A 24,051-nucleotide genomic window follows, 5' to 3' on the forward strand; every position below is an offset into this window, starting at 1 on the left:
CGTACGCTGATGTATGTGGTGCTAATCGTTTTGGCGATTGTTTATCTGGTTCCGGTTTATGTCATGCTCATTACAAGCGTTAAGGGCCTGAACGAGATTACACTCGATAAAATGTGGGCGCTTCCGGAGTATTTTAACTTGAAGGGCTATCAAGAGGCGTTTAAGAAACTGATTCCCAATTTGACGAACAGCTTTTTGCTGGCCATTCCGGCTACGCTGTTATCGTCCCTGCTCGGATCTTTAAACGGATACATCCTGTCCAAATGGAAATTCAGAGGATCGAACTTACTCTTTTCGCTCATGCTGTTCGGGATGTTCATCCCTTACCAAAGTATTCTTATTCCGTTAATTCAATTCTTGCAATCGATTAAGCTGTATAACACGATTCCTGGATTAATTCTCGTACATGTCGTGTATGGGCTGCCCATTTGTACGTTGATGTTCCGCAACTTTTACGTCGGGATTCCGACGGAGGTTCTGGAATCGGGCAAAATTGACGGAACCGGATTTTTCGGGATTTACCGGTACATCATTATTCCACTTTCGTTAACGGGATTTGTCGTAGTCGGCATCTGGCAGTTTACGAGCGTATGGAACGAGTTCTTGTTTGCCGTAACGCTTACGACACAGAAGCAGCAGCCGATCATGGTTGCTCTGCAAAACTTGTCCGGCAGTCAAATCGTCCAGTGGAACGTCCAGATGGCCGGAGCGATTTTGGCCGCATTGCCGACGCTGCTCGTTTATATTTTCTTAAGCAAATATTTTATTCGCGGTCTGCTCGCAGGTTCCATTAAAGGCTGATCATCAGAAAAACGCCAGACTTGACGGGTCTGCGTTTTTTTGTACTAAAAAATGCTTGAACATAGGCAGTGACAGGCAGTCATTGATGCCTCGTCAAAGGCACATATCGTGGGAGGGGAGTCAAATGTGATTATTTTTTCGGAAGAAAAGATAGATTTACCGCATAGTTAAAGCCAAGCTCTTTCAGTAAGATGTTTATGGGGAAGCGCTTACAGTTGTTCTTCGAAAGGAGGCTGTTTGGATTTTCAAGAACAGATTTGCTTTGAAAACAAAAATGGGAGGTTTTCTGGAATGGGTAACCGGAAAGCTAGGAAGTTTCTGGCTATGGCAACGAGCTTTACACTTCTAACAGGAGCATTTTATACACCTTCGAATAACCAGGCGTTTGCAGCAACTGAAGGAGCCGACTTTTTCTCGTCATTCGAGGCTAATGATCCCCCTGTGACATGGGAAAATACCGTGGAGTCAGACAAAGACGGAACTCGCCTGATTGCCGGCATCGACGGCAACACGCCTTTTGCAGGCATCCCGGGGAGCATTACGAGTAAGGTCGTTGAAGTAACGGCAAGAGGAGAATATGCATCCTCAGGTGAAGTAGCCATCAATCTGATCGATTCCAACACGAATTCCAAATGGCTGGATACGAACTCGACCAGTTGGGTAAGATTCAAGCTTAGCGAAGCATCGACGGTCGTCCGATATGCCTTGACCTCTGCGAACGATTCGGCTGGAAGGGATCCTAAGAACTGGCAGTTCGAAGGCTCCAATGACGGAAGCACTTGGACGACCTTGGATACGAGAACGAATCAATCTTTTAGCGAACGTTTTCAGACGAAAGTATATGACTTCGCGAATGATAAGCCTTATCTCTATTACCGCATTAACATTACGGCGAACAACGGCGATTCCTATATTCAATTGTCCGAGTTCCAAATTTCCAATGGCATTGTTCTCCCTCCGCCTCCTCCGGCGGATATGAAGTCGTATGTGTCGAACGGTCCGTCGGGTCTCTACAATGCGAAATCAAATGCGGGGTGGAGCGGCTTAAAAGGGTTTACGTATTCCGGAACCCACTTGGTTGACGGCAGAGCGTATTCTTACAATAAAGTGTATGATACCAACATTGCGGTGACGCCAAATACCGAACTCTCCTATTACATCGCTCCTGAATTTACGGATAAAGCGCAGATGGATTATTCCAGCACCTATGCTGCGGTCGATCTCGCCTTCTCCGATGGCACTTATTTGCATGATCTAGGTGCTCTGGATCAACATGGCATTAAGCTCAATCCGCAGGATCAAGGAAACTCCAAGACGCTTTATAACAACCAATGGAATTTCAAAAAATCCAATATCGGAGCTGTCGCTGCCGGAAAAACGATCAAGCGCATTCTGATTGCGTACGATAATCCGGCAGCGATAAACGGAACAAGCTTCAAAGGAACGATTGATGATGTCAAAATCGAAGGCAATCCAACTCCTGCCAACTACAGCCGGCTTTCCGATTATGCCAACATCCTGAGAGGCACGCAATCCAACGGTACCTTCTCCAGAGGCAATAATATTCCTGCCGTTGCCGTACCTCACGGATTTAATTTCTGGATACCCAAAACAAACGCCAGTTCCGACTGGGCTTACTATTACAATCAAAGCAATAACGCGAACAACCTGCCAACCATTCAAGCCTTTGCACTGAGCCATGAGCCAAGTCCTTGGATGGGAGACCGGCAAACGTTCCACGTTATGCCTTCCGACACAGTAGGCACTCCGAATATTAGCCGGACAACACGGGCCTTGCCATTCAAGCATGCTAACGAGATCGCGAAACCGTACTACTACGGCGTGACTTTTGAAAATGGTCTCAAAACGGAATTTACGCCAACGGATCATGCAGCTATGTTCCGGTTCACGTTTGCCGGGGACTCGTCTAACCTGCTTTTTGACAACCAAAGCAACAGTGGTGGGATTACGCTGGATGCAGCCAACAATGCCATTTCTGGCTACTCCGATCAAAAAAGCGGTCTTTCCACAGGCGCAACGCGCATGTTCATCTATGCTACTTTCGATAAGCCGGTCAAGGAAAGCGGCAAATTGACAGGCAGCGGCGGCGGTGGAACAAATGTGCAGGCCTACTACAAATTCGACACCACGTCGAATAAAGTGGTTACGATGAAGATTGCGACATCCTTGATCAGTGTGGATCAAGCCAAGAAAAACTTGGAATTGGAAATCAGCCCTGCCGATACGTTTGAAACGATCAAAGAAAAGGCGCAAACGCAGTGGGATCAACAAATGGGCGTTATTCAGGTTGAAGGCGCTTCAGAGGATCAGTTGATCACGTTGTACTCCAACATGTACCGCTTGTTCTTGTATCCTAACTCGGCGTTTGAGAATGTCGGCACGAATGATGCTCCGGTATACAAGCATGCGGACCAAACGCCAATTACGACATGCACAACGAGCACGGCAACTGTGTCATGCGCGAAAATCAATGACGGCAAAATTTATGTCAACAACGGTTTCTGGGATACGTACCGGACGGCTTGGCCGGCCTATACGCTGCTGACGCCGAGTAAAGCCGGGGAATTTATTGACGGCTTCGTTCAGCACTACCGGGATGGCGGCTGGATTTCCAGATGGTCTTCTCCGGGCTATGCCAACTTGATGGTCGGCACTAGCGCGAATGTCGCTTTTGCTGATGCATATTTGAAAGGTGTTACGAACTTCGACGTTAAAAGCTTCTATCAATCCGCGTTGAAAGACGCTGCGGTCACTCCGCCAAATGCCAATGTAGGCAGAAAAGGGATGGCTACTTCTGTTTTCGATGGCTTTACCAATACGGATACAGGCGAAGGATTGTCATGGGCCGTGGATGGTTACATCAATGACTATGGCATTGCAAACCTGGCGGATGCGCTCGCGAAGAAAAATGACACCAGCGATCCTTATAACGCTTATTACAAAGAAGATCAACAATATTACATTAACCGGGCACAAAATTATGTCAACATGTTTAATCCTAATCTCGGATTCTTCAACGGCAGAACCGCAAGCGGCGCTTGGAGAAACACACCTGCTAATTTCGATCCTAGAAATTGGGGCGGCGACTATACGGAAACGAATGCTTGGAATATGGCCTTCCATGCGCCGCAAGACGGTCAAGGCTTGGCAAATCTGTACGGCGGCAGAGCGAAGCTGGCTGAGAAGCTGGATCAGTTCTTCAGCATACCGGAGCCTGCTTCCAGCTCAAATGCCGGATCTTATGGCGGAGTCATCCATGAAATGACAGAAGCCAGAGATGTAAGAATGGGTCAGTACGGGCACAGCAACCAACCGTCCCACCATATTATTTACATGTATGATTACGCAGGGCAGCCTTGGAAAACGCAGGAGAAAGTTCGTGAAGCTCTAGACCGCCTTTACCTCGGCAGCCAAATCGGCCAAGGCTATGCGGGCGATGAGGATAACGGCGAAATGTCCGCTTGGTATATCTTCGGAGCTTTAGGCTTCTATCCGCTCAAAATGGGCAGTCCGGAATACGCCGTCGGCGCGCCATTGTTCAAAAAAGCGACGATTCAACTTGAAAACGGCAAAAAACTTGTGGTTAATGCGCCAAACAACAGCAAGGAGAACAAGTACGTTCAAAGCTTGAAAGTGAATGGCGAAGCCTACACGCAAACTTCGCTGCCGCATGCGATTCTGGCTGCCGGCGCTACGTTGGACTTTGATATGGGACCTAAGCCTTCGACATGGGGAAGCGGCGAGAACGATGTGCCGTCATCCATTACCAAAGGATCGGAAGTTCCTGCACCTCTGAAAGATCTGACGGATAAATTGATCTCGCAAGGCTTAGCGAAAGCGACCGATAGCACAAACAGCTCCACAATCGGCAACCTGTTCGATAACAGCTCATCTACGCGGGTGACGTTTAACAGCAAGACGCCATGGATTCAATATCAATTCCTTGGCTCGAAGAAGCAGGCGGCCATGTATACGCTGACTTCAGGCAATACGGATGGCGATGCGAAGAGCTGGATGCTGAAGGGCTCGAACGATGGCAAGAATTGGACCGTACTCGATCAAAGAACGAACGAAACTTTTGCTTGGCGTTTGTATACCCGTCCATTCACCATCCAAAGTCCGGGTAAATACGAATACTACCGACTAGAGGTTACGGAGAATTCGGGAACCGCCACCACTTCATTCGCTGAAATCGAGCTTCTGGGCTACCCGACACCTCCGGTGAGCGATGATACAGCGGTAGCGGAGACTGTGAAAGCCTTGGAATTGGGCGACACCAACGCTGTAACCAAAAAGTTGACCCTGCCTAACGGCAATTTCGACTTTGGTACAACGATTACATGGCAAAGCTCCAATCCGGCTGTTGTCAATAACGACGGAAAAATTGTGAAGCGTCCGGATTTCGGACAGCCGAATGTAAGCCTAACGTTGACAGCAACGGTGACAAAAGGCGCGATAAGCGCAACGAAAACCTTTACGGTAACGGTGCTTGCTATCAATGAAGCAGATCTAAGCTACGGCGCCGGCGTTGACTTCAAAACAGGGGTCGAACCGGGCGATGTGATGCCAACTTGGGAAAACCGTACCATCGAATCGAAGAATATCGGCGAGTTCTGCTGCGGAATCGGCGGTGTTGAAACCAAGGTTGGCACACCAGGACGAAACGGCAGCACAAGCGCTATTCTGTATTCCGGCAATGCGACAAGTGCCGTAGAGAACTACGCGTATAATCAAATGTTTGATGTTGATTTCGACATTAAACCTTCCACTGTGCTTTCCTATTGGATCAATCCGGAAGGCAGCGCAGGAACCGTACTGCCTGGCAACGTAAGAACGACAAGTCAATATTACTCGGTTGACTTACAGTTCACTGACGGAACGTATCTGCGCAATCTGGGTGCCGTCGATCAAAACGGCGTCGGACTCAGTCCGCTGGCGCAAGGAAATGGCGGTAAACTCATTTCGGATCAATGGAACTTCGTTACGTCCAATATCGGTGCAGTGGCTGCCGGGAAAACGGTAGATAAAATTCTTATTTCCTTTAACGCCACGGGCAAAACCGGATACTCACGCGGCTATTTCGACGATATTTCCATCGAGCACGCGAAAAGCGAGCCAGGAGCCTTATTAACCGGCAGCTCAGCCGTTACGGCCGGTCAAACTTTTGATTTGACCTACGGGCTAGGCGGAGTGGCGCAAAACGTGTATGGCGAAGATATCACGGTTACTTATGATTCGAACCTGTTTGAATTGGTATCCGGTAAATCGTTGAAAGATGATTTTGTTATCGTGGATAAAAAGGAAGTACCGGGTCAAAGCAGATACCTTGCCGTTCACGTTGGAGCGGGTGCTTCCCAGCCTAATGGAGCCTTGCTGACGCTTCGTTTCAAAGTGAAGGCATCCGAGCTTGGAGCCACCGGAACCATCGCGGTCTCTCACCTTGTGATTGCCGATGGAGAGGGCAAAGAGATGGAATTGCCGGGCATTTCCAAAACAATCAGCGTTAAAGCGGTGGATAAAGCGGCGCTGAACAGCCTGATCACGGAAGCGCAAGCCGTACATGACGCAGCTGTGGAAGGAACCAAATTCGGTCAGTATCCTGTTGGTTCCAAGGCAGTTCTGCAAACGGCTGTTGACGCAGCTAAAGCCGTAGCGGCGAACACGCAAGCTACGCAAGAGGAAGCAGATCAAGCGAGAGCGCAGCTGAACACAGCTCTGCAAACGTTCAAGAACTCCGTCATCAGCATCGTGGACAAAACGGCACTCAGCGCATTGATCGCAGAAGCGCAATCGAAGCATGATGCAGCCGTCGAAGGCACTCGAACCGGTCAATATCCGGCTGGCACGAAAGCCATTCTGCAAGCGGCTATCGACGCTGCCGGTCAAATCGCAGGCAACGCCGCAGCTACGCAATCGCAAGTAGATCAAGCGGTGACCGATCTGAATGCGGCGCTGCAAAGCTTCCTTGCATCGGTGAATACCGGCTTGCCTGGGGATATGAACGGTGACGATATGTATAGTATCGGTGACTTAGCGATTGTTGCCGCCTACTATGGCAAAACTTCGCAAGATCCGAATTGGGACTTGTACAAAAAAGCGGATCTGAACAATGATGGCATCATCGATATCACCGATCTTGCGATCATGGCAAGAAAGATTCTAGAGTAATTTCTACATGTCGGGAGGTTGGCGGGCGGCAAACGTCTTCCTCCCGATTTTTTCACATGGAAAAAATTTGGAGGTCATCGCGATGAAAAGAAAGGCTATGAGGAAATTATTCAGTCTTTTGCTTAGCTTTGTGCTGCTGTGGGGCATCGTGTTTATCCCGCCGGGATTCGATCAGACCGCAGATGCTGCTGCGCCAAGCTTCTATGCGGGATTTGAAAGCCAAGAAGCTATGCAGCCCAATTGGGAGGACGAATCCGAAGCAAGCGATCATGTCAGCCAAGCCCAATCCAAAATTTCAAGCGAGATGCGCAAATCCGGTAAAAAGGCACTGCTTTTTGCCGGTAAAGCGACAGGAACAAGTACGGCCTACGCTTACAATAAAGTGTTTGCGGTGAATATTCCTGTAAAATCCAATACGACATTGTCCTACTGGATTTATCCCCAAAGCCAGTCAACGCTGGACGGCAGCACGGCAAACCATGGAAAAAACAGCACTTATGTCGCTGTCGATCTTGCTTTTGACGATGGCACGTATTTGCACACGTATCAAGCAGTGGACCAGCACGGCATTCTTATGCAGCCTGAAGAGCAGGGCAAAGGCGATCAATTGATTTTGGACACATGGAATTTTGTGACTTCGAATGTCGGAGCTGCCACAGCGGGGAAAACGATTCAACGTATTCTCGTTTCCTACGAACAGAGCGGCAATGCGGGGACATACCGGGGATTTATCGATGACATTCAGATTAGAAACTCCGAATTCGATCCGTCCGTGTACGCCAATCCGCTGTTAGGCTCGCAAAACAATAAGCTGGACATCGTCGGCTTCGGGGGCAACAGAGGAAATACATTCCCGGGAGCGGTCGTCCCTTTCGGTATGATCCAATGGAGTCCGGATACCGGCTATAACGACCTTGGCTCCGGCAAGTCACCCTTGGGATCGGGGTATGATTACGACCGCAAATCGATCGCAGGCTTCAGTTTAACGCATATTGACGGACCCGGCTGCGATAGTGCGCAGAACATCCCGTTTTTACCTGTCGTAGGTAAAATGGGCAAATCGCCGGCAACGAATTTCGAGGACTATGCGTCGCCTTTTCAACGTGAGAATGAGACGGCCATACCCGGTTATTACAGTGTTCTGTTGGATAAATACAACATTAAAACCGAATTTACGGCAACAGAAAGAACGAGTATCGGCAAATTCACTTATCCTTCGTCTACGCAGGCGATGATGCTGATTAATACGGGCATTAACGGCACGGGCGTTAGAGATGCCAACGTCAACATTGATAAAAACAGCTCCTTGGTCACGGGTTATGTGAATGCCGGCGGATTTTGCGGCAGCAAGGGGAGCGGCGGTACGTTAGCTGAAAATACGAACAATTATACCGTTTATTTTGCGGCAGAGTTCAGTCAACCGTTCACCGAAGTCGGCACGTACAAAGGTTCGCAAATTACAAAAGATAGCGTATCTGAATCATCGGAAATTCCGAATAACCGTAAAGTGGGAGGCTATGTCAGATTCGATACGACGGACCAGAAAGAAGTGTACGTCAAGGTAGCCATCTCCTATACCGATATCGAGCATGCCAAGCTGAATTTAAAAACGGAAAATCCGGGCTGGAACTTCGAATCTGTCAAACAATCCGCACAGGCCAAATGGAAAATGGCGCTCAGTAAAATTCAAGTTTCCGGCGGCACGGACAAACATAAGCGGATGCTCTACTCCTTTTTGTATCATGCATTGATCCACCCGAATGTGTACAGCGATGTCAACGGCGATTATAGAGGCTTTGATCAAAAGATTTATAATACCGGAGGCCGTTACACGCATTATTCGACTTTCTCCGGGTGGGACGTGTATCGGACGCAGATGCAGTTAATCGGACTGCTGTATCCGGAAATAGGCTCGGATATCGCGCAATCCTTTGTGGATGACGCCAAAAGCAGAAACGGCTTTTTGCCGAAATGGAGCATTGCCAACTCCGAAACGAATGTGATGAACGGCGATCCGGCATCGATCACGATCTCCAACATGTACGCTTTTGGGGCAAGAAACTTCGATTTGCAAGAAGCTCTGAAGGTCATGGATTTCCACGCATCGACGCCGTCCAGCTTGAATGGCCGGTTTAATTTGGCCGACTATTTGCAGCTTGGCTACATTCCGATCGAAAGAGGCGGATGGGTGACCGGGTATATTCCGGAATACAACAATGCGGACTTTGCGATCGCTCAGTTTGCCAAAGCGCTAGGCGACGATGAGAAATACAATACGTACTTGAACCGCTCGCAGAGCTGGATGCTTTCGTTCAAAGACGGCTACATCCAGCCGCGACTGGCGAACGGAAATTTCGAGAGCAGCTTCGATCCGGCTAGCGAACACGGCTTCCAAGAAGCGAATTCAGCACAATACACATGGGTGCTTCCTTTTAACTACAAAGGATTATTCGAGAAAATGGGCGGCCTGGAGGCAGCAAGAAAGCGTCTTGATTTCTTTTTCCAGAAATTAAACGCAGGATCGACAGAGCCGTACTCATTCTTGGGCAACCAACCGAGCTACGGTATCCCTTGGGCGTATAACTTTGCCGGACAGCCTTGGAAAACGCAGGAAATTGTGCGTAAAGGGATGGTCGAGCTGTTCCATGACGGACCGGCTGGAATGATTGGCAACAACGATTTGGGAGCGGGCTCTGCATGGTATGTATTGGCGGCGCTAGGGTTGTATCCGTCCATTCCGGGAATCGGCGGCTTCTCGATGAATGCTCCGCTATTCGAGGAAACGACGATTAATTTAGGCGACTGCAAACAAATTAAGCTGATCGGCAACGGCGCCTCGGAAGATGCGAAGTATATCCAGAGCTTAAAGCTGAACGGACATAACTATGACAGCACTTGGCTGCCTTACGATCTCATTAAGGACGGAGCCGTTCTTGACTTTACTCTCGGTACTACGCCGAATACAAGCTGGGCAACGAATCCTCCGGAGCCGCAGGCGCCGCCTTCCAATGGAGATCTCGGCTCTCAGGTTGTAGATAACGGGACGTACAAATTAGTCAATAAGTTGACCGGGAAAGTGCTGGAGGTTCCTGCTGAGAACAGCTCAGAGGGAGCGAGCCTGCAGCTCGGAACGGATGTTGACGGAAGTCATCAAAAATGGTCGCTAAACGGTGCTGCATGTACGAACTACACATTGATCAACGAAAGTGCCCGAAAAGCGCTGGATGTGAACAGTTCGGACGGCACGCAGCCACTGGTTAAATCCCCGAATACGAATGAAGAACAGAAATGGCTCGTTGTTGCCGCAGAGGACGGTTACTACAAAGTATTGAACACGAAAACGAAGAAAGTGCTGAGTGTCACTTCATCAAGCGGAGCTGTAACGACCGAAGCAGCAGCCAGCAGCGAGGCGCAAAAGTGGAAGATGGTCCAAACGCCAAAATCCAACGCCAAGTATAAGATCATCAACGCCAACAGCGGCAAAGTGCTCGAAGTGTCTCCGACCGGAGAACAGCAGCTGGGCACCGATCGTGGCGGTGACAACCAGAAATGGCAGGTCATTCCAGCCACGGGCGGCGGCTATCAGCTATGGAACCCGGCTGCAGGCAAGGTGCTTAGTGTTTCGGGTGGCAGCAACGCCAATGCTACCAGAACGCTTATCGAAGCGAATACCAATTTAGGCTATCAGAAATGGAAAATCGACTTTGTGTTTGCCAACGCCTTTACAGTTACAAATGCAGCGCTCCTTAATGCCAGTCAGCAGAAAATGTACCTCAACGTCTTAAATTCGGGAACCGCGGACGGCAGCGTTGTCAACATCACCGGAAGCAGCGCGTACAATAATGCTCAGCTTTGGAGATTTATTGAGATTCCGGAATAGCTCCTCTCTATGGAAGAAGTACAAATCTTGTTATTTATTGTTCAAGGAGGTTCCTGGAAAATGAGGAAAAGGCTTTTATATATGTTGCATTTTCTGTTCTGCAGCGTGCTGATGGCCGGCCTGCTTCCGGTTTTATCCGTGCAAGCGGCTCCCGGAGATTTGGTCAATGTCGCTTTGGCTAACAATCTGACCGTAAAGTTCAGCAAAGAAAACCCGCCTAGTGAAACAGCGGTGAAATTGTTTGATAATAATGCCAATACGAAGTGGCTTGGGGCGCAGACAACGAACGTGTGGGTGCAGATCCAATTCAACTTTGGCGATACCCAAGCGGTCAAAAAGTACGGCATGGTGTCAGCCAACGATGCGCCGACAAGGGACCCGAAGAACTGGCGGATTGAAGGTTCTAATGATGGCGTGAATTGGAATGTGCTGGATGAGCAAAGCAATCAAACTTTCAGCGCGCGTTTCCAAACGAAAGAGTATACGATTGCAGACGACAAAGTGAAGGAATACGGGTATTACCGTTTATTCATTCTGAATAACAACGGCGAGTCGACGAATACGCAATTAGCCGATTGGAAATTGTACGCGGTGGAGCTTGATGACAGCTCTTCCGTAGCGTCAGCGGCGGCAGCCCTCGATTTGGGCGACACGAGCGCGTTAACGAAAGGCTTGTTACTCCCCACAACGTATCGAAAAGGCACAACAATCACGTGGGCAAGCTCGAATCCAGCCGTGCTCAGCAATGCGGGCAAGTTGGTGAAGCGCCCGGAGCTCGGTCAGCCGAATGCAGGGCTCACATTGACGGCGACGGTGAAAAAGGGCAATGCCGTACAAACCAAGCAGTTTAATGTGAATGTGCTGGCAATGCGAGAGGCCGACTCTCAATATGAGGCGGCGATTGATTTTGACACCGGCTTTGAATCGGAGGATATCTCCCCGACGGATACGACAGGCCCGGCCAATACGTACCGGCTGTTGTCGTTGACGAAAAATATCGGAGAGTTCTGCTGCGGAATCGGCGGAATGGAGTCCAAAAAAGGAACCGGCGCTCATAATGGAGCGGCTGCTCTCCAGTTTTCCGGAAATGCTTTGAATGCCAATCAATCCTACGCTTATAACCAAATATTCGACACGGAAATTGCCGTTAAACCTTCTACTACGCTTTCTTACTGGGTATTCCCGGAGAAGGAGTCCGATGTTCTGTCAACCTATGTGAGAACGACAAGCAAATATGTGGCCCTTGACATTTTGTTTACCGATGGAACCTACTTGCATGATTTGGGGGCTAAAGATCAACATGGCGTTGTGCTTCATCCGAATGCCCAAGGGAAAGGCGGTTATGTCGTCGAAGATCAATGGAATTTCATTACGACCAATATTGGCGAGGTAGCGAATGGAAAATACATTGATAAAATTTTGTTCGGATTTGATTCCAGCGGGACAGTCCAAGGATTTTTCCGTGGTTCTGTTGACGATATAACCATTGAACATGATTCGACTGTCGGGGAAATCAATACAAGAGCAGTGAATGCGGCGAAAAACGCGCTTACGCTAGGCGATACTTCCGCAGTTTCACATGATTTAGTTCTGCCTGCGGCAGGCGAGCAGCAAACAACGATTACGTGGGTGAGCTCGAATCCGCTTGTATTGAGCGATGCAGGCAAGATTGTGTCAAGACCGATTCAAGGTGAACCGAGCGCCGAGGTGGAGCTGACCGCTGCGATAAGAAAAGGCGATTCGGTCGCGACGAAGACGTTTCTCGTTAAAGTGCTCCCGATGGACGACGCGGAAGCGGTCGAGCTGGATAAGGCAGCCCTTCAACTTGGAGACACAAGCGCTGTAGCGGATTCTTTGAAACTGGCGACTAAAGGCAAATATCGATCAACCATTACATGGAGCTCATCGAATCCTGCCGTGGTTGATGAGACCGGACATGTATCACGTCCAGACGCGGGTCAGCCGAACGCTGTGGTGACCTTAACGGCCAAGATCACGAGCGGATCGGCAGCAGCAACCAAGGCGTTCACGATCACTGTGGTCGCCCAAGGAGATAAAGGCGATTTGGCCGCAGACCAAGCCGAGCTTGAGCTTAGCGGCAGCGGTACGGTGACCAAAAATGTGTACTTGCCGACGACCGGTCGATTCGGTTCGAGAATAGCCTGGGCAAGTTCGAATCCGGCCGTATTCAGTGAAACGGGGCAAGTCCATCGCCCTGGTGTCGGGCAGCCGGATGCCGTCATCGCGCTCACTGCGACACTAAGCAAAGGTTCTGAGAGCGCAACGAAGGTGTTTACCTTCACGGTTAAGGCGTTAAGCGCCGATGAAGAAAGAATAATATCAGCTGCGGCAGTCCTTGATTTGGGGAATACGCATGCCGTTTCCCGTGATGTGATATTGCCCATCCGCATACCCGGGATGCCTGAAGTGGTCATTACGTGGTCGAGCTCAGACTCGGAAGTGATCGATTTCCATGGCAAAATCGTGCGGCCTTGCTACGGCGATCCGAATGTTACGGCAGTGTTGACTGCTAGGATCAGCAGCGGCGCTTGGAGCATGACGAAAACTTTTACCGTTACTGTCACTGCGTTAGGCGATGTCGAAGTACCGTTAAATGACAATGCGGATTTAAACGGAATCACAATCAATGGGGATCCGTTGTCCGGCTTTAATAAAGATACGGCAGGGTATACGGTGGAACTGCCGGAAGGAACAGTCCAAGTACCATCCGTTGCTGCAACGGCGGCAGATTCGAATGCCACGTTGAAGGTGACTCAAGCGGAAAGCCTGCCGGGTCGAGCCGTGATCGCGGTTACGGCGGAAGACGGTTCTACGAAGAAAACGTATACGATAGACTTTAAGATTAAAGAAACGCCTGACAGCAACACCGTGCATTTGACTGGCGTTGATCATGTCCTCTCCGGCGCTTCGTTTGAGCTTATTTACGATTTGCACAGCGTGAACCCAAGCATCTATGCCCAAGACCTTATCTTCACGTATGACCCGTCTGCTGTGGAGTTTATCTCCGTGAAATCGCTGCAAGATGGGTTCATCGTCATAGACAAGAAAGAAAAACCGGGCCAAGTTCGCATTCTTGCAGCAAGTATCGGGGCCAAAAAGGATTCTCTCGTTAGCGGTTTGCTTAGCTTGCAATGGAAAGCCAAACCCGCTGCTGCATCGGTATCCACGGCCATAACGCTGTCCAATGTAATTATTGCAGACGGTGAGGGTGTGGAAACCACTGTAGCTGGCGTTGCTCACGCTATTCAAATCAACAGCGTAGACAAAGCATCGCTGATTGGCCTTATCGCCGAAGCGCAATCCCTGCATGATGCAGCCGTGGAAGGGACTGGCATGGGCCAATATCCGGCCGGATCGAAGGCTGCGCTGCAAAGAGCGATAGATAGCGCCAAAGCCGTAGCGGACAACGCGGCAGCCAGCCAAGCCCAAGTGGATCAAGCCGCAGCTGACTTGACTGTTGCGCAGCAAATTTTCCGGGCATCCATGAACACGCAAATGCCAGGTGACTTGAACGGAGATAACACTTACAGTATCGGTGATTTAGCGATTATGGCAGCTTATTACGGCAAAACATCCGACGATCCGGATTGGCATCTGTATAAGAAAGCCGACCTGAACAACGACGGCAAAATTGACATTGCCGACTTGGCCATCATCGCAAGAATGATTCTCGGCTAGTGATTTTGCTGCAAGGTCTTATAGGAAAGGGCAGCTCCTTATGGGGGCTGCCCTTTTTAACATGTGTTGAAAAGAACTATCGTGAATAGTGACGTCCTATATTCGACTTTCAGAATCGTTATGCTAAAATGATGAGTAAATAGTCGGATTAGCCAGAAAAGGAGAAACAAATGAATCTACAATCAATGGAGCAATGGACAAACCTGTACGAGGCAGCAGCAGCATTTAAAAGAGCAGCGTGTTGGGAGCATCTGTCGAACGGCCATATTTTCGGAGTGCAGAATCCTTTAAACGGGGAGATTGGATACTGCTGTGTCATGGGCGGCGGAGGCGATCTCTATGGTCTGGCTGTCTATTTGGGGACAGAGGGGCTTGAAACCTTGATGAGCATGTTCGAAGGGGATCCGAATCAAGATCCGATGTTTACGCAGCACTGCTTGATGCTTTCCTTCGATAATAGAACGGAGTTGTATCCCGCCGAGTATAAACAAATGAAAGAGCTTGGGCTGAAATTTCGGGGAGCTAATGCTTGGCCAACGTTCAGATTATATGAACCTGGGTTTCTTCCATGGCCGATTGAGGATCAGGAGCACGTCTTATTTTTAACTTTGGCGCTGCAGCAAGCGGTAGAAGTTTCCGAAGCATATAAACACAATCCCGACGCTCTATTGGAAGGGAAAAATACCTTTTTAACAAGAGTCTCGACTGGAGACCTGTTGAATTTGACTTGGTCAAATGAGTGGATAGAACCATTGCCTATAGAGGTGGTATTGGCGAATACGGCGGACCTCATCGATGAATTGCGAGTCGCCAAACTGAAAAAGTCGCTCAAAAGGGTAGATGCCATTTGGGAGATCGACTGCTTTTATATGCCGATGCCTATTGACGAGGGCGGAAGGCCCTATTACCCGATGATGATCTTGTTTGTTGATCATGAATCAGGACAAATCCTTCATTTCGGTTTAGCTGAAAAATCGGAAGTGCCAAAAAAGATGGCTGAGCGTTTATTTGACATTTTCGATAAAATGCAAGTCATTCCCAATGGTATATGGGTATGCAACGAACATGTGGCTCATTATTTGAGACAGCTTCTGCATGCTTTCGAACTAGAGGCTTATTTGGCACATGAACTGCCGGCTTTGGAGGAAGCCAAAGAAGGAATCATGGATCATTTTCTGAATGGATAAGGATAATTACCCAACGAACGCGGTCGTTACATAGGAAGAGCGAGGGGCGAAGCTCCTCTTTTTCTTGTAGTTGAATGGGGCTATCTCTAAAAAAGATTGTCTTTTATTGGGATTCTCCCTATAATTATTGTGAAATTAGGAGCAGTACTAGTTTAATATAAAATAAAGGGTTGAGACGTATGAGCGGAGACAAGCTGGAAAAAATCATGGATGCAGCCAGAATGTATTACCAATTGGACTACAGTCAACATGAGATAGCAAAGCATCTTGGCGTATCTCGCCCTACTGTTTCGAAGTTTCTACAGCAAGCAAGAGCGGATGGCATCGTTCAAATTAAGATTACAGACCCTACTGAAAAAAATGAGAGTTTAGCCGCACAGTTAGAGGAAAAGTTCCAGCTGCAGAAGGCGGTCGTCGTTTCAGTTCCCCAGTACTTGGAAGATATCGTCAAAAAGTATTTAGGCGAGGCTGCGGCGGGCTATTTGTGTGAAGTCGTGAAAGATGGCGATACCATTGCGACTACATGGGGAACGACGCTTTATGAAGTAGCTGTGAAGCTGCAAAACAAACATGTGAAAGATGTCACGGTTGTTCAGCTAAACGGCGGGATCAGCTATTCGGAATGCAATACATACGCGTCGGAGATTCTTCATCTATTTGGCGAGGCGTTTCATACGAATCCGCATCTTTTGCCGCTGCCTGCCATTGTCGATCATATCGTAGTGAAGCAGGCTATTGAAGCGGATCGGCATATTCGCAAAATTCTTGATTTGGGCAAGCAGGCCAATATAGCCGTGTTCACGGTCGGGGTTCCGACAGAAGACTCAGTTTTGCTAAAAGCGGATTATTTCTCCTCTTCGGATTTGGATCTTATTCAAGAGAAGGGTGTGGGAGACATCTGTTCCAGATTCATAGATTTGGAAGGCATTATTTGTAGTGAAGAGCTGGACCGCCGAACCATCGGCATCGATCTGAATGAGCTGAGCAAGAAAGAAAAATCGATCCTAGTCGCAGGCGGCGTAACGAAAGTTGATGCGATTTACGGTGCCATTCGCGGGAAATATACCAATACGTTAATTACCGATCAGTTTACGGCACAATATTTGCTGGATTATTAAATTTGATAGTTCAAAGGAGAGCTCCTACGCTAAGAACGGGTGGTCTCCTTTTTTAAATAGTATTGCAAACGCTTACAAAAATGTGGGCGTAATAAAATTGTTGCCAGAGGCATAAGCGGTTTATTTTCATCCTAAAATAGTAATGATAATCATTATCACCTGTGGTATAATGGCCTTTATGAACAGGAGCTTGAGCAAGCTGATCCTGAGAGGAGCGTCCCCATGACTCGTTTGTATACACAGCAAGTAGATATCGCGTACGACGATCGATTGATCGTCAGTAACCTGAATTTGTCCATTCCCGATGCCAAAATTACAGCGCTTGTCGGGGCCAATGGCTCCGGTAAATCCACTATTTTGAAATCGCTCGCGCGTATTATGAAAATTAAAGGCGGCCAGGTGTATCTTGACGGCAAGTCCATCCACCAGCGGACGACGAAGGAAGTCGCCCGGGAGCTGGCGATTTTGCCGCAAAATCCGACTGCGCCGGAAGGCTTGACGGTCAGCGAGCTGGTATCTTACGGAAGATTCCCGCACCAGAAAGGCTTCGGCTCCATGACGAAGGAAGATAAGGAGACGATCTCTTGGGCGATTGAGGTTACCGGCATGACGCCGTTCGCCGATCGTCCGGTAGATCAGCTGTCCGGCGGTCAACGGCAGCGGGCTTGGATTGCGATGGCATTGGCGCAGCAAACCGACATTCTTTTCCTGGATGAGCCGACGACGTTCCTGGATATGGCGCATCAGCTGGAAGTATTGAAGCTGCTGCAGAAGCTGAACAAGGAAGAGGGAAGGACCATTATTATGGTCGTTCATGATCTGAACCATGCGACCCATTATGCGCATCATATGGTCGCGATCGTACAAGGGCAGGTGGTCAGCGAAGGGACGCCGGAGCAGGTTGTTACCGCGCCGGTGCTTCGCGAAGTATTCGGCATTGAGGCGGATATCGTTGCGGATCCGCGTACGGGTGTGCCGCTTTGTATCCCTTATGATCTTGTAGGCGCTGAGATTGCGCAGAAGCAGGCGCAGACGAAGACGCAAGCTCCGGAAACGCCACAAACCATGGTTGCGGCTGGTGCATCCCGCTAAAGAGGAAGAAGGAGGCATGGAAATGAGTTCGTCTTTGCAGCATGTTATCGCGGAGCAGTTCGGAGCTACGACGGAGCTGCACCCGCAGCCGTTATTTGAAATAGCAGGCAGCCGTCTCCTGGCTAAGACCGGCATGCAGGAGCTGATTAACGCCTATTCACCGCTAATGAAGGCACTTGAACCTGCGGCGGCCGGTGCGTATGTGATCAGCCGGCTTGGTGTTTTGAACAATGCCATGCATTATATGCTGACAAAGGGTGAGCTGATTGATTTGGCGCCGGAGCTTTGGACGCTGCAAATCTATCAGCACGACAAAGGGCATGCCGAGTTCCGCTATGCGCTCCATGAAATCCGGCAGCTTGAGGGTCCTCGGGCTGGAGAGCGCAGCGCATGGCGTGAAGAGCGTCTGAACCACTGGTACGGCATTCATATTCGCCCGATGGTGGAAGCTGCTTCTTTGGCAGCGGAGATGGATATCAATCATCTATGGAAGCTCTTTCCGATGCGGCTTCGCTATATGTTCGACAGTATGAAGGAGCAAGCGGGTTCCGAGGAGGAACAACTGCGCATCGAGGAAGATTGGACGTTCGTTTCGCAAAGTATGAGCGGCCAAGTCTTCGGTCGTGCCGGGAATCCGCTGCAAGTGAAATTCATCTCCTTGGATTATCCCGGAGCCCCGGGCGAACCGGATAAGCAAATCCGGATGAAGAGCGCTTGTTGTATGTTTTACCGGACGGAAGGCGGCTATTACTGCTACACATGTCCGCGGTTGAAACCGAGTGATCGCGAGGCGCGCAAAGCGGAGATCCGGGAGAAGTTGGCGCAGGAAGCGGCGGAGAAGGCTGCTGTGCGGTAGCATACAGAGAGGTAGAGGAAATTTGCTTGGAAATAACCTGAAGGAAAATAACTGGAAAAACTCCCTCTAAATGGCTCGGAATATCGCCATACGTGGAAGTACAAGGGAAAACTCCCGCTAATTGACCGGATGTAGTAGATTCTTACGAAATCGGTACAAATAGTGGGAGTTTTTTCGGCTAGAGTTTGCGATTCTAGCTATATTGCTGCAAAACCTCTACTTCTTCAGCGCTTGATCGATGAATTTGCTTTCAAGCACTTGCGACGTATCCAGCTTCTTCGGAATCGCGCCGACGGATTGCAGGAAGTCAGCCTGCTCCTGGTGCGCTTTGGCGAACTCAGGCGTTATCGAAGAGAGAATCGGGAATGTGTTTTTCAAGACATCCACAATGACCGCTTTGTCCAGCTTTTGGGACTTGGACAGCTCGTCGGCGATTTCGTCCTGATGATCGACGTAGTATTTGCGGGCTTCTTCGTAAGTTTTGAGGAAAAGTACGGTAAGATTGGGGTGCTCCTGTGTAAATTTGGTCCTCGCAATCAGGAAGGAAGGCGCATTGATGTTCAGGTCCTCGCCGGAGACGAGAATAGATGCTCCTGATTGGTACACCGCTGTAGTCGCGTAGGGCTCCCAAATCGACCAAGCGTCGATGGCGCCGCTGTCGAGAGCAGGTCTGGCTTCATCGGGCTGAAGCTGAATCACTTTCACGTCATCGCCTTTCAGTCCGGCTTTGTCGATTGCCATGTAGAGGAAGTTATAGGCGCTGCTGCCTTTTGCTACGGCGATCTTTTTGCCTTTGAGATCTTTCAATTCCTTGATGGTGCTGTTTTTTGGCACGACAATCATGTTGCCTTTTTTCCCGTCGCTCGTAACGGCTATGCCTTTAAAATCAACCCCGCCGACTTGGCCGGAAATTAGAGGAGTCCCCCCGGTAGCCCCGAAGTCGAGCCTTCCGGCGGCAATGGCCTCGAAATGAGGAGGGCCGCTGGCGAACTCATTCCATTTCACTTCAGCGCCAACAGCGTTAAAGGCCTTTTCAAAATATCCCTTATCCCGCGCATAGTTAAGGACGCCTGTTTTGCCTTGAATGCCTATGTTGACAACGACCTTCTCTTTCGGAGCGGCCGCGGGAGTGGAAGTGGCATTGGCAGGGGCGCTTTGCGCCGCGGGTGCGCCGCTTGGAGCCGTAGTGCTTGCGCTTGTCGGAGCGCCCGCCGTTTTTGCTCCGCAGGCTGATAGCAGAACCAACGTGATAAGCGTGAATAAGGATAAACTTATCTTATTAGATGATTTCTTTTTCATATGACATGACCCCCTACTAAATGAAATAGATGATTAATGAACAGGTGATGCTGACGCTGCTGGCTTTACGAAGCGATTCGCCGGTTTAGCTAAGCCGAGGTGATCGCGCAAGGTCCGACCCGTATAATCCGAGCGGAATAAGCCGCGCCGCCGCAGCTCAGGAATGACAAGATCGACGAATTCATCCAGCCCGCCGGGCAAATAGGGAGGCATAATGTTGAAGCCGTCGCAAGCTTCATGCACGAACCATTCCTCCAATTGGTCCGCAATTTGGACAGGAGTTCCGGTAATGGTTCGATGCCCGCGGGCGCCGGTTACCCGGTGGATCAGCTGGCGAATCGTGAGCTGTTCTCGGCGCGCCATATCCAGCAGAAGCTGGTAGCGGCTTTTGCCGCCGTTGACATCGGCTGCATCGGGCAAATCAGGCAGAGGTCCGTCCAGCGGATAGCCCGACAGATCCACTCTCAGGATGTTCTGCACCATCCCCAGTCCGACCGCGGGGAGGACAAGCTCCTGGAACTCGGCTTCCTTCTGCTTCGCCTCTTCCTCCGTTGCCCCGATGAAGGGCAGGACGCCGGGCAATATTTTGAGCTCATCCGGCGATCGTCCATAAACGGACAGCTGGCCTTTGAGCGACGCATAGAAGCTTTGCGCTTCTTCCAGCGTCTGCCACGCCGTGAAAACAACTTCCGCTGTCTGAGCGGCAAAAGCTTGCCCTGTCGCAGATGAGCCGGCCTGCACGACAACCGGTCGTCCCTGTACGGAGCGGTGGACGTTCAGCGGACCGCGCACGGAAAAATGCTCGCCCACATGATTGATCTCATGCACTTTATCCGGATCAGCGAACTGGCCGGACGCTTTATCGATGAGGAGCGCCCCATCTTCCCAGCTGTCCCATAACGCGGTGACGACATCCACGAATTCCTTCGCCCGCTCATAGCGGAGCGTGTGGTCCAAGTGATGGTCGCGTCCGAAATTTTTGGCCGTATTTTCCATGCTCGTTGTGACGGCATTCCAGCCTGCTCGCCCTCCGCTTAAATGATCGAGGGAGGCGAATTTGCGCGCAACATGAAAAGGCTCGCTGTAAGTTGTGGACACCGTTCCGACAAGTCCGATGTTCTTAGTGACGGAGGCCAGCGCAGACAGCAGGGTGAGCGGTTCCGCCCGAACGGGGAGAGTGTACTGAACGGCTCTGTTCAGCGGCTCGGGAAGCACGGGGATGTCTTCGATAAAAATGAGATCGAATTTGCCCCGTTCCGCCGTCTGCGCGAATTGCTTGTAGAAATCAAGCTTCAAAAGTCCGCTTGTATGCGTCAACGGATAGCGCCAAGCCGCAATATGATGGCCTACGCCATAAATAAAAGCCCCCAAATGAAGCTGTTTTTGTTGATTGTTCGTCTTGTTCGTTCCCATCGGCATGCTCCCCTCAGTTTCTACTTGCAGATTCAGCCGCTCGAAAGCGGCTTGCCGGTCTTGACAGTCCGAGGTGATCGCGCAAGGTCGTGCCCTCGTACTCCGTTCTGAACAACCCTCTTCGCTGCAGCTCGGGGATGACGAGATCGACGAATTCTTCCAGACCTCCGGGCAAATAAGGCGGCATGATATTGAAGCCATCGCAAGCTCCGCTGCTGAACCACTCTTCGAGCTGATCGGCGATTTGTACCGGCGTGCCGCTAATGGTGCGGTGCCCGCGGGCGCCCGTCACGCGGTACATGAGCTGGCGGATCGTCAAGCCTTCGCGGCGCGCCATATCGGAGACGAGCTGGAAGCGGCTTTTGCCGCCGTTCACCTGCTGCAGCTCCGGGAGATCGGGCAGCGGGCCGTCCAGCGGATAGCCGGTCAGGTCGACATTCAGCGAGGCGGAGAGCATGGATAATCCGACGGCCGGCAGCACTTGGGACTGGAGGAGCGCCTCCTTCTCGCGGGCCTCCTCTTCCGTTGCGCCAATGACGGGGAAGATGCCCGGCATAATGAGGATGTCATTCGGCGCTCTTCCGTTAGCGACAGCCAGCTCCTTGACGCTGCGGTAAAAGAGCTGGGCTTCCTCCAGCGTTTGCCATGCCGTGAAGACAACTTCCGCCGTCTGTGCGGCGAGCAGCTTCCCGGTCTCGGAAGCTCCCGCTTGAATGACAACGGGTCGGCCCTGCGGCGAGCGCGGCAAATTCAAGGGTCCGCGTACGGCGAAAAATTCGCCCTGGTGATTCAGTTCGTGTACCTTGTCAGGGTCAGCGAAAATGCCGCTGGCTTTGTCGGCCACAATGGCGTCATCTTCCCAGCTATCCCATAGGGACGTCACGACACCGACGAATTCGCGCGCTCGTTCATACCGCTTCTCATGAGCGGGATGACGCTGTTGGCTGAAATTATGAGCCTCTTCGTCCCGGCCGGAGGTCACGACATTCCACGCTGCGCGGCCACCGCTCAAATGGTCCAAGCAGGAAAATTCACGCGCTAAATTGTACGGATCATGATAGGTCGTTGATACGGTTGCAGCCAAACCGATACGCTCGGTCACTCCTGCCAAATAGGAGAGAAGCGTAATCGGCTCAGGCCGGATCGTCACCGTATGTTTGATGTTTGTTTTAAAACGATCGATGACAGCGAGGTTGTCTGCGAGGAAAATCATATCGAACTTGCCGCGTTCCGCCGTTTGGGCAAAATGCTCATAGAACGCATGCTGCAAAATGCCCTGCGCATCCGTCTCCGGATAACGCCAAGACGCTACGTGGTGACCCACTTGAAAAAGAAATGCGCCCAAGCGCAGCTGCCGGTGCTCAGGTGTACTCATTCTTCATCCCTCCATGATTGATCAGATAAAGCGAAGCGGCCCGGGTAAAAAGAAAAGCTCTCCAAGCTGCCGCTGCGGGCAGTGCCTGGAGAGCCGTTGGTGGACCAATGGGCTGTCTGGGTTATTGATTAGTTATGCTAGCATATTAAATCCGATAAAACAAGTGGGTAATGTAAGAATTAAAGGATTGACTTCCAAATTTTGTGGTGATATGATCCGTGTATATCCAAGTGAATCACTATGAATTAAATCGAGTCCACCAGGTATCTGGAGACTTCCTAACTTTCCCCGCAAAGGGGGCTGCTGCGGAGGTCTCTTTTTTATTTTTAGAAAAATTGGCCTAAAGGGGAGAGCTTGATGAGCGTAATTGCACTAGATATTGATTTGCCGGGCAAATGGTTTCAGACGCCTCAAGGGCACCGTGTCGAAGCGCTGCATAACATTCGGCTGAAAATTAAAGAAGGCGAATTCATCACCATTATCGGACCAAGCGGCTGCGGCAAAAGCACACTGCTCAAAATCATTGCAGGGCTGGACACCGAGCATAACGGAAAAGTGCTTCTCGAACAAAAGCAAGTGGAGAAGCCGGGCATCGATAAAGGATTTATTTTTCAGGAGCACCGTTTATTCCCTTGGTTGACTGTCGAGAAAAACATCGCCGCAGACCTCAGCTTGAAGGATCCGGACGTGCGGGCGCGTGTGGATGCTCTGATCGAGCTTGTGAAGCTGAAAGGATTTGAGAAATCGTATCCGAGAGAACTGTCGGGGGGCATGTCGCAGCGTGTGGCCATAGCCAGGGCTTTGCTGCGGAAGCCGAAGGTGCTGCTGCTGGATGAACCGTTTGGCGCATTGGACGCCTTTACGCGTTCGCATTTGCAAGAGGTGGCGCTCGATATCTGGGAGAAAAATCGGACAACGATGATTCTCGTCACGCATGACATTGATGAAGCGGTGTTTTTGGCTACCCGGGTCGTCGTGATGGATGCGCGTCCGGGTACGATCCGTAACATCATTGCTGTCGATCTGCCTTATCCGCGTAAAAAAACTACCGTTTCGTTCCAAGAGCTGCGCAAGCTGGTGCTCAGCGAATTTGAGCCCGTCGAGGAATTAGAGCTGATAGACAGCTCGGGTATTTAAACGAT

12 protein-coding genes are annotated in these 24,051 nt (G+C 50.3%); 9 read left to right on the forward strand and 3 right to left on the reverse strand.

The genetic code is table 11. The features are described 5' to 3' along the window. The first annotated feature begins 9 nt into the window (after nucleotides 1–9). The 8 genes from AC3WRW_RS24560 (at nucleotide 10) to AC3WRW_RS24595 (ending at nucleotide 18,822) form a co-directional block, all read left to right on the forward strand. Nucleotides 10–801 (forward strand): carbohydrate ABC transporter permease, encoded by a 792-nt coding sequence (locus AC3WRW_RS24560; protein WP_376768393.1) that lies wholly within the window; start codon nucleotides 10–12, stop codon nucleotides 799–801. Nucleotides 802–1,092: 291 nt separating this feature from the next. Further along, nucleotides 1,093–6,990 carry a GH92 family glycosyl hydrolase gene (locus AC3WRW_RS24565; protein ID WP_492548873.1) on the forward strand — a complete coding sequence of 1,966 codons (5,898 nt, stop codon included), beginning with the start codon at nucleotides 1,093–1,095 and terminating at the stop codon, nucleotides 6,988–6,990. A gap of 82 nt (nucleotides 6,991–7,072) precedes the next feature. Then, entirely contained in the window at nucleotides 7,073–10,870 is a 3,798-nt protein-coding gene (locus AC3WRW_RS24570) for a GH92 family glycosyl hydrolase (RefSeq protein ID WP_492548874.1), read from the forward strand. A 60-nt stretch (nucleotides 10,871–10,930) separates the two neighbouring features. Further along, nucleotides 10,931–14,569, forward strand: a complete 3,639-nt coding sequence (locus AC3WRW_RS24575) for an immunoglobulin-like domain-containing protein (protein ID WP_492548875.1) — start codon at nucleotides 10,931–10,933, stop codon at nucleotides 14,567–14,569. Nucleotides 14,570–14,739: 170 nt separating this feature from the next. Further along, nucleotides 14,740–15,756, forward strand: a complete 1,017-nt coding sequence (locus AC3WRW_RS24580; protein WP_492548876.1) for a DUF7309 domain-containing protein — start codon at nucleotides 14,740–14,742, stop codon at nucleotides 15,754–15,756. 179 nt (nucleotides 15,757–15,935) lie between these two features. Next, nucleotides 15,936–16,874 (forward strand): DNA-binding transcriptional repressor DeoR, encoded by a 939-nt coding sequence (gene deoR / locus AC3WRW_RS24585; protein ID WP_492548877.1) that lies wholly within the window; start codon nucleotides 15,936–15,938, stop codon nucleotides 16,872–16,874. A gap of 222 nt (nucleotides 16,875–17,096) precedes the next feature. After that, nucleotides 17,097–17,966, forward strand: a complete 870-nt coding sequence (locus AC3WRW_RS24590) for an ABC transporter ATP-binding protein (protein WP_492548878.1) — start codon at nucleotides 17,097–17,099, stop codon at nucleotides 17,964–17,966. A 22-nt stretch (nucleotides 17,967–17,988) separates the two neighbouring features. Further along, the gene (locus tag AC3WRW_RS24595; RefSeq protein WP_492548879.1) at nucleotides 17,989–18,822 is read left to right on the forward strand and encodes a (2Fe-2S)-binding protein; all 834 of its coding nucleotides are present in this window, start codon (nucleotides 17,989–17,991) and stop codon (nucleotides 18,820–18,822) included. A gap of 216 nt (nucleotides 18,823–19,038) precedes the next feature. Here the strand turns inward: AC3WRW_RS24595 and AC3WRW_RS24600 are convergent, their stop codons facing one another. The 3 genes from AC3WRW_RS24600 to AC3WRW_RS24610 are packed head-to-tail and all read right to left on the reverse strand — an operon-like array spanning nucleotide 19,039 to nucleotide 22,909. Then, nucleotides 19,039–20,121: an aliphatic sulfonate ABC transporter substrate-binding protein gene (locus tag AC3WRW_RS24600; RefSeq protein WP_492548880.1), complete on the reverse strand. Its 1,083-nt coding sequence runs from the start codon at nucleotides 20,119–20,121 to the stop codon at nucleotides 19,039–19,041. A gap of 33 nt (nucleotides 20,122–20,154) precedes the next feature. Next, on the reverse strand, nucleotides 20,155–21,534 hold the full coding sequence (locus AC3WRW_RS24605) for an LLM class flavin-dependent oxidoreductase (RefSeq protein WP_492548881.1): 1,380 nt from the start codon (nucleotides 21,532–21,534) through the stop codon (nucleotides 20,155–20,157). Nucleotides 21,535–21,547: 13 nt separating this feature from the next. Continuing rightward, nucleotides 21,548–22,909: an LLM class flavin-dependent oxidoreductase gene (locus tag AC3WRW_RS24610; RefSeq protein ID WP_492548882.1), complete on the reverse strand. Its 1,362-nt coding sequence runs from the start codon at nucleotides 22,907–22,909 to the stop codon at nucleotides 21,548–21,550. 357 nt (nucleotides 22,910–23,266) lie between these two features. Between AC3WRW_RS24610 and AC3WRW_RS24615 the strand changes: the two genes are divergently transcribed. Continuing rightward, the gene (locus AC3WRW_RS24615; protein ID WP_492548883.1) at nucleotides 23,267–24,046 is read left to right on the forward strand and encodes an ABC transporter ATP-binding protein; all 780 of its coding nucleotides are present in this window, start codon (nucleotides 23,267–23,269) and stop codon (nucleotides 24,044–24,046) included. The last annotated feature ends 5 nt before the right edge of the window (nucleotides 24,047–24,051 follow it).

It is taken from the genome of Paenibacillus sp. FW126-R14 (assembly GCF_058789495.1).

Coding starts and splice junctions, on each gene's coding strand:
- AC3WRW_RS24560 (WP_376768393.1), top strand. CDS start 10: ATGTATGTGGTGCTAATCGTTTTGGCGATTGTTTATCTGGTTCCGGTT.
- AC3WRW_RS24565 (WP_492548873.1), top strand. CDS start 1,093: ATGGGTAACCGGAAAGCTAGGAAGTTTCTGGCTATGGCAACGAGCTTT.
- AC3WRW_RS24570 (WP_492548874.1), top strand. CDS start 7,073: ATGAAAAGAAAGGCTATGAGGAAATTATTCAGTCTTTTGCTTAGCTTT.
- AC3WRW_RS24575 (WP_492548875.1), top strand. CDS start 10,931: ATGAGGAAAAGGCTTTTATATATGTTGCATTTTCTGTTCTGCAGCGTG.
- AC3WRW_RS24580 (WP_492548876.1), top strand. CDS start 14,740: ATGAATCTACAATCAATGGAGCAATGGACAAACCTGTACGAGGCAGCA.
- deoR (WP_492548877.1), top strand. CDS start 15,936: ATGAGCGGAGACAAGCTGGAAAAAATCATGGATGCAGCCAGAATGTAT.
- AC3WRW_RS24590 (WP_492548878.1), top strand. CDS start 17,097: ATGACTCGTTTGTATACACAGCAAGTAGATATCGCGTACGACGATCGA.
- AC3WRW_RS24595 (WP_492548879.1), top strand. CDS start 17,989: ATGAGTTCGTCTTTGCAGCATGTTATCGCGGAGCAGTTCGGAGCTACG.
- AC3WRW_RS24600 (WP_492548880.1), bottom strand. CDS start 20,121: ATGAAAAAGAAATCATCTAATAAGATAAGTTTATCCTTATTCACGCTT.
- AC3WRW_RS24605 (WP_492548881.1), bottom strand. CDS start 21,534: ATGGGAACGAACAAGACGAACAATCAACAAAAACAGCTTCATTTGGGG.
- AC3WRW_RS24610 (WP_492548882.1), bottom strand. CDS start 22,909: ATGAGTACACCTGAGCACCGGCAGCTGCGCTTGGGCGCATTTCTTTTT.
- AC3WRW_RS24615 (WP_492548883.1), top strand. CDS start 23,267: ATGAGCGTAATTGCACTAGATATTGATTTGCCGGGCAAATGGTTTCAG.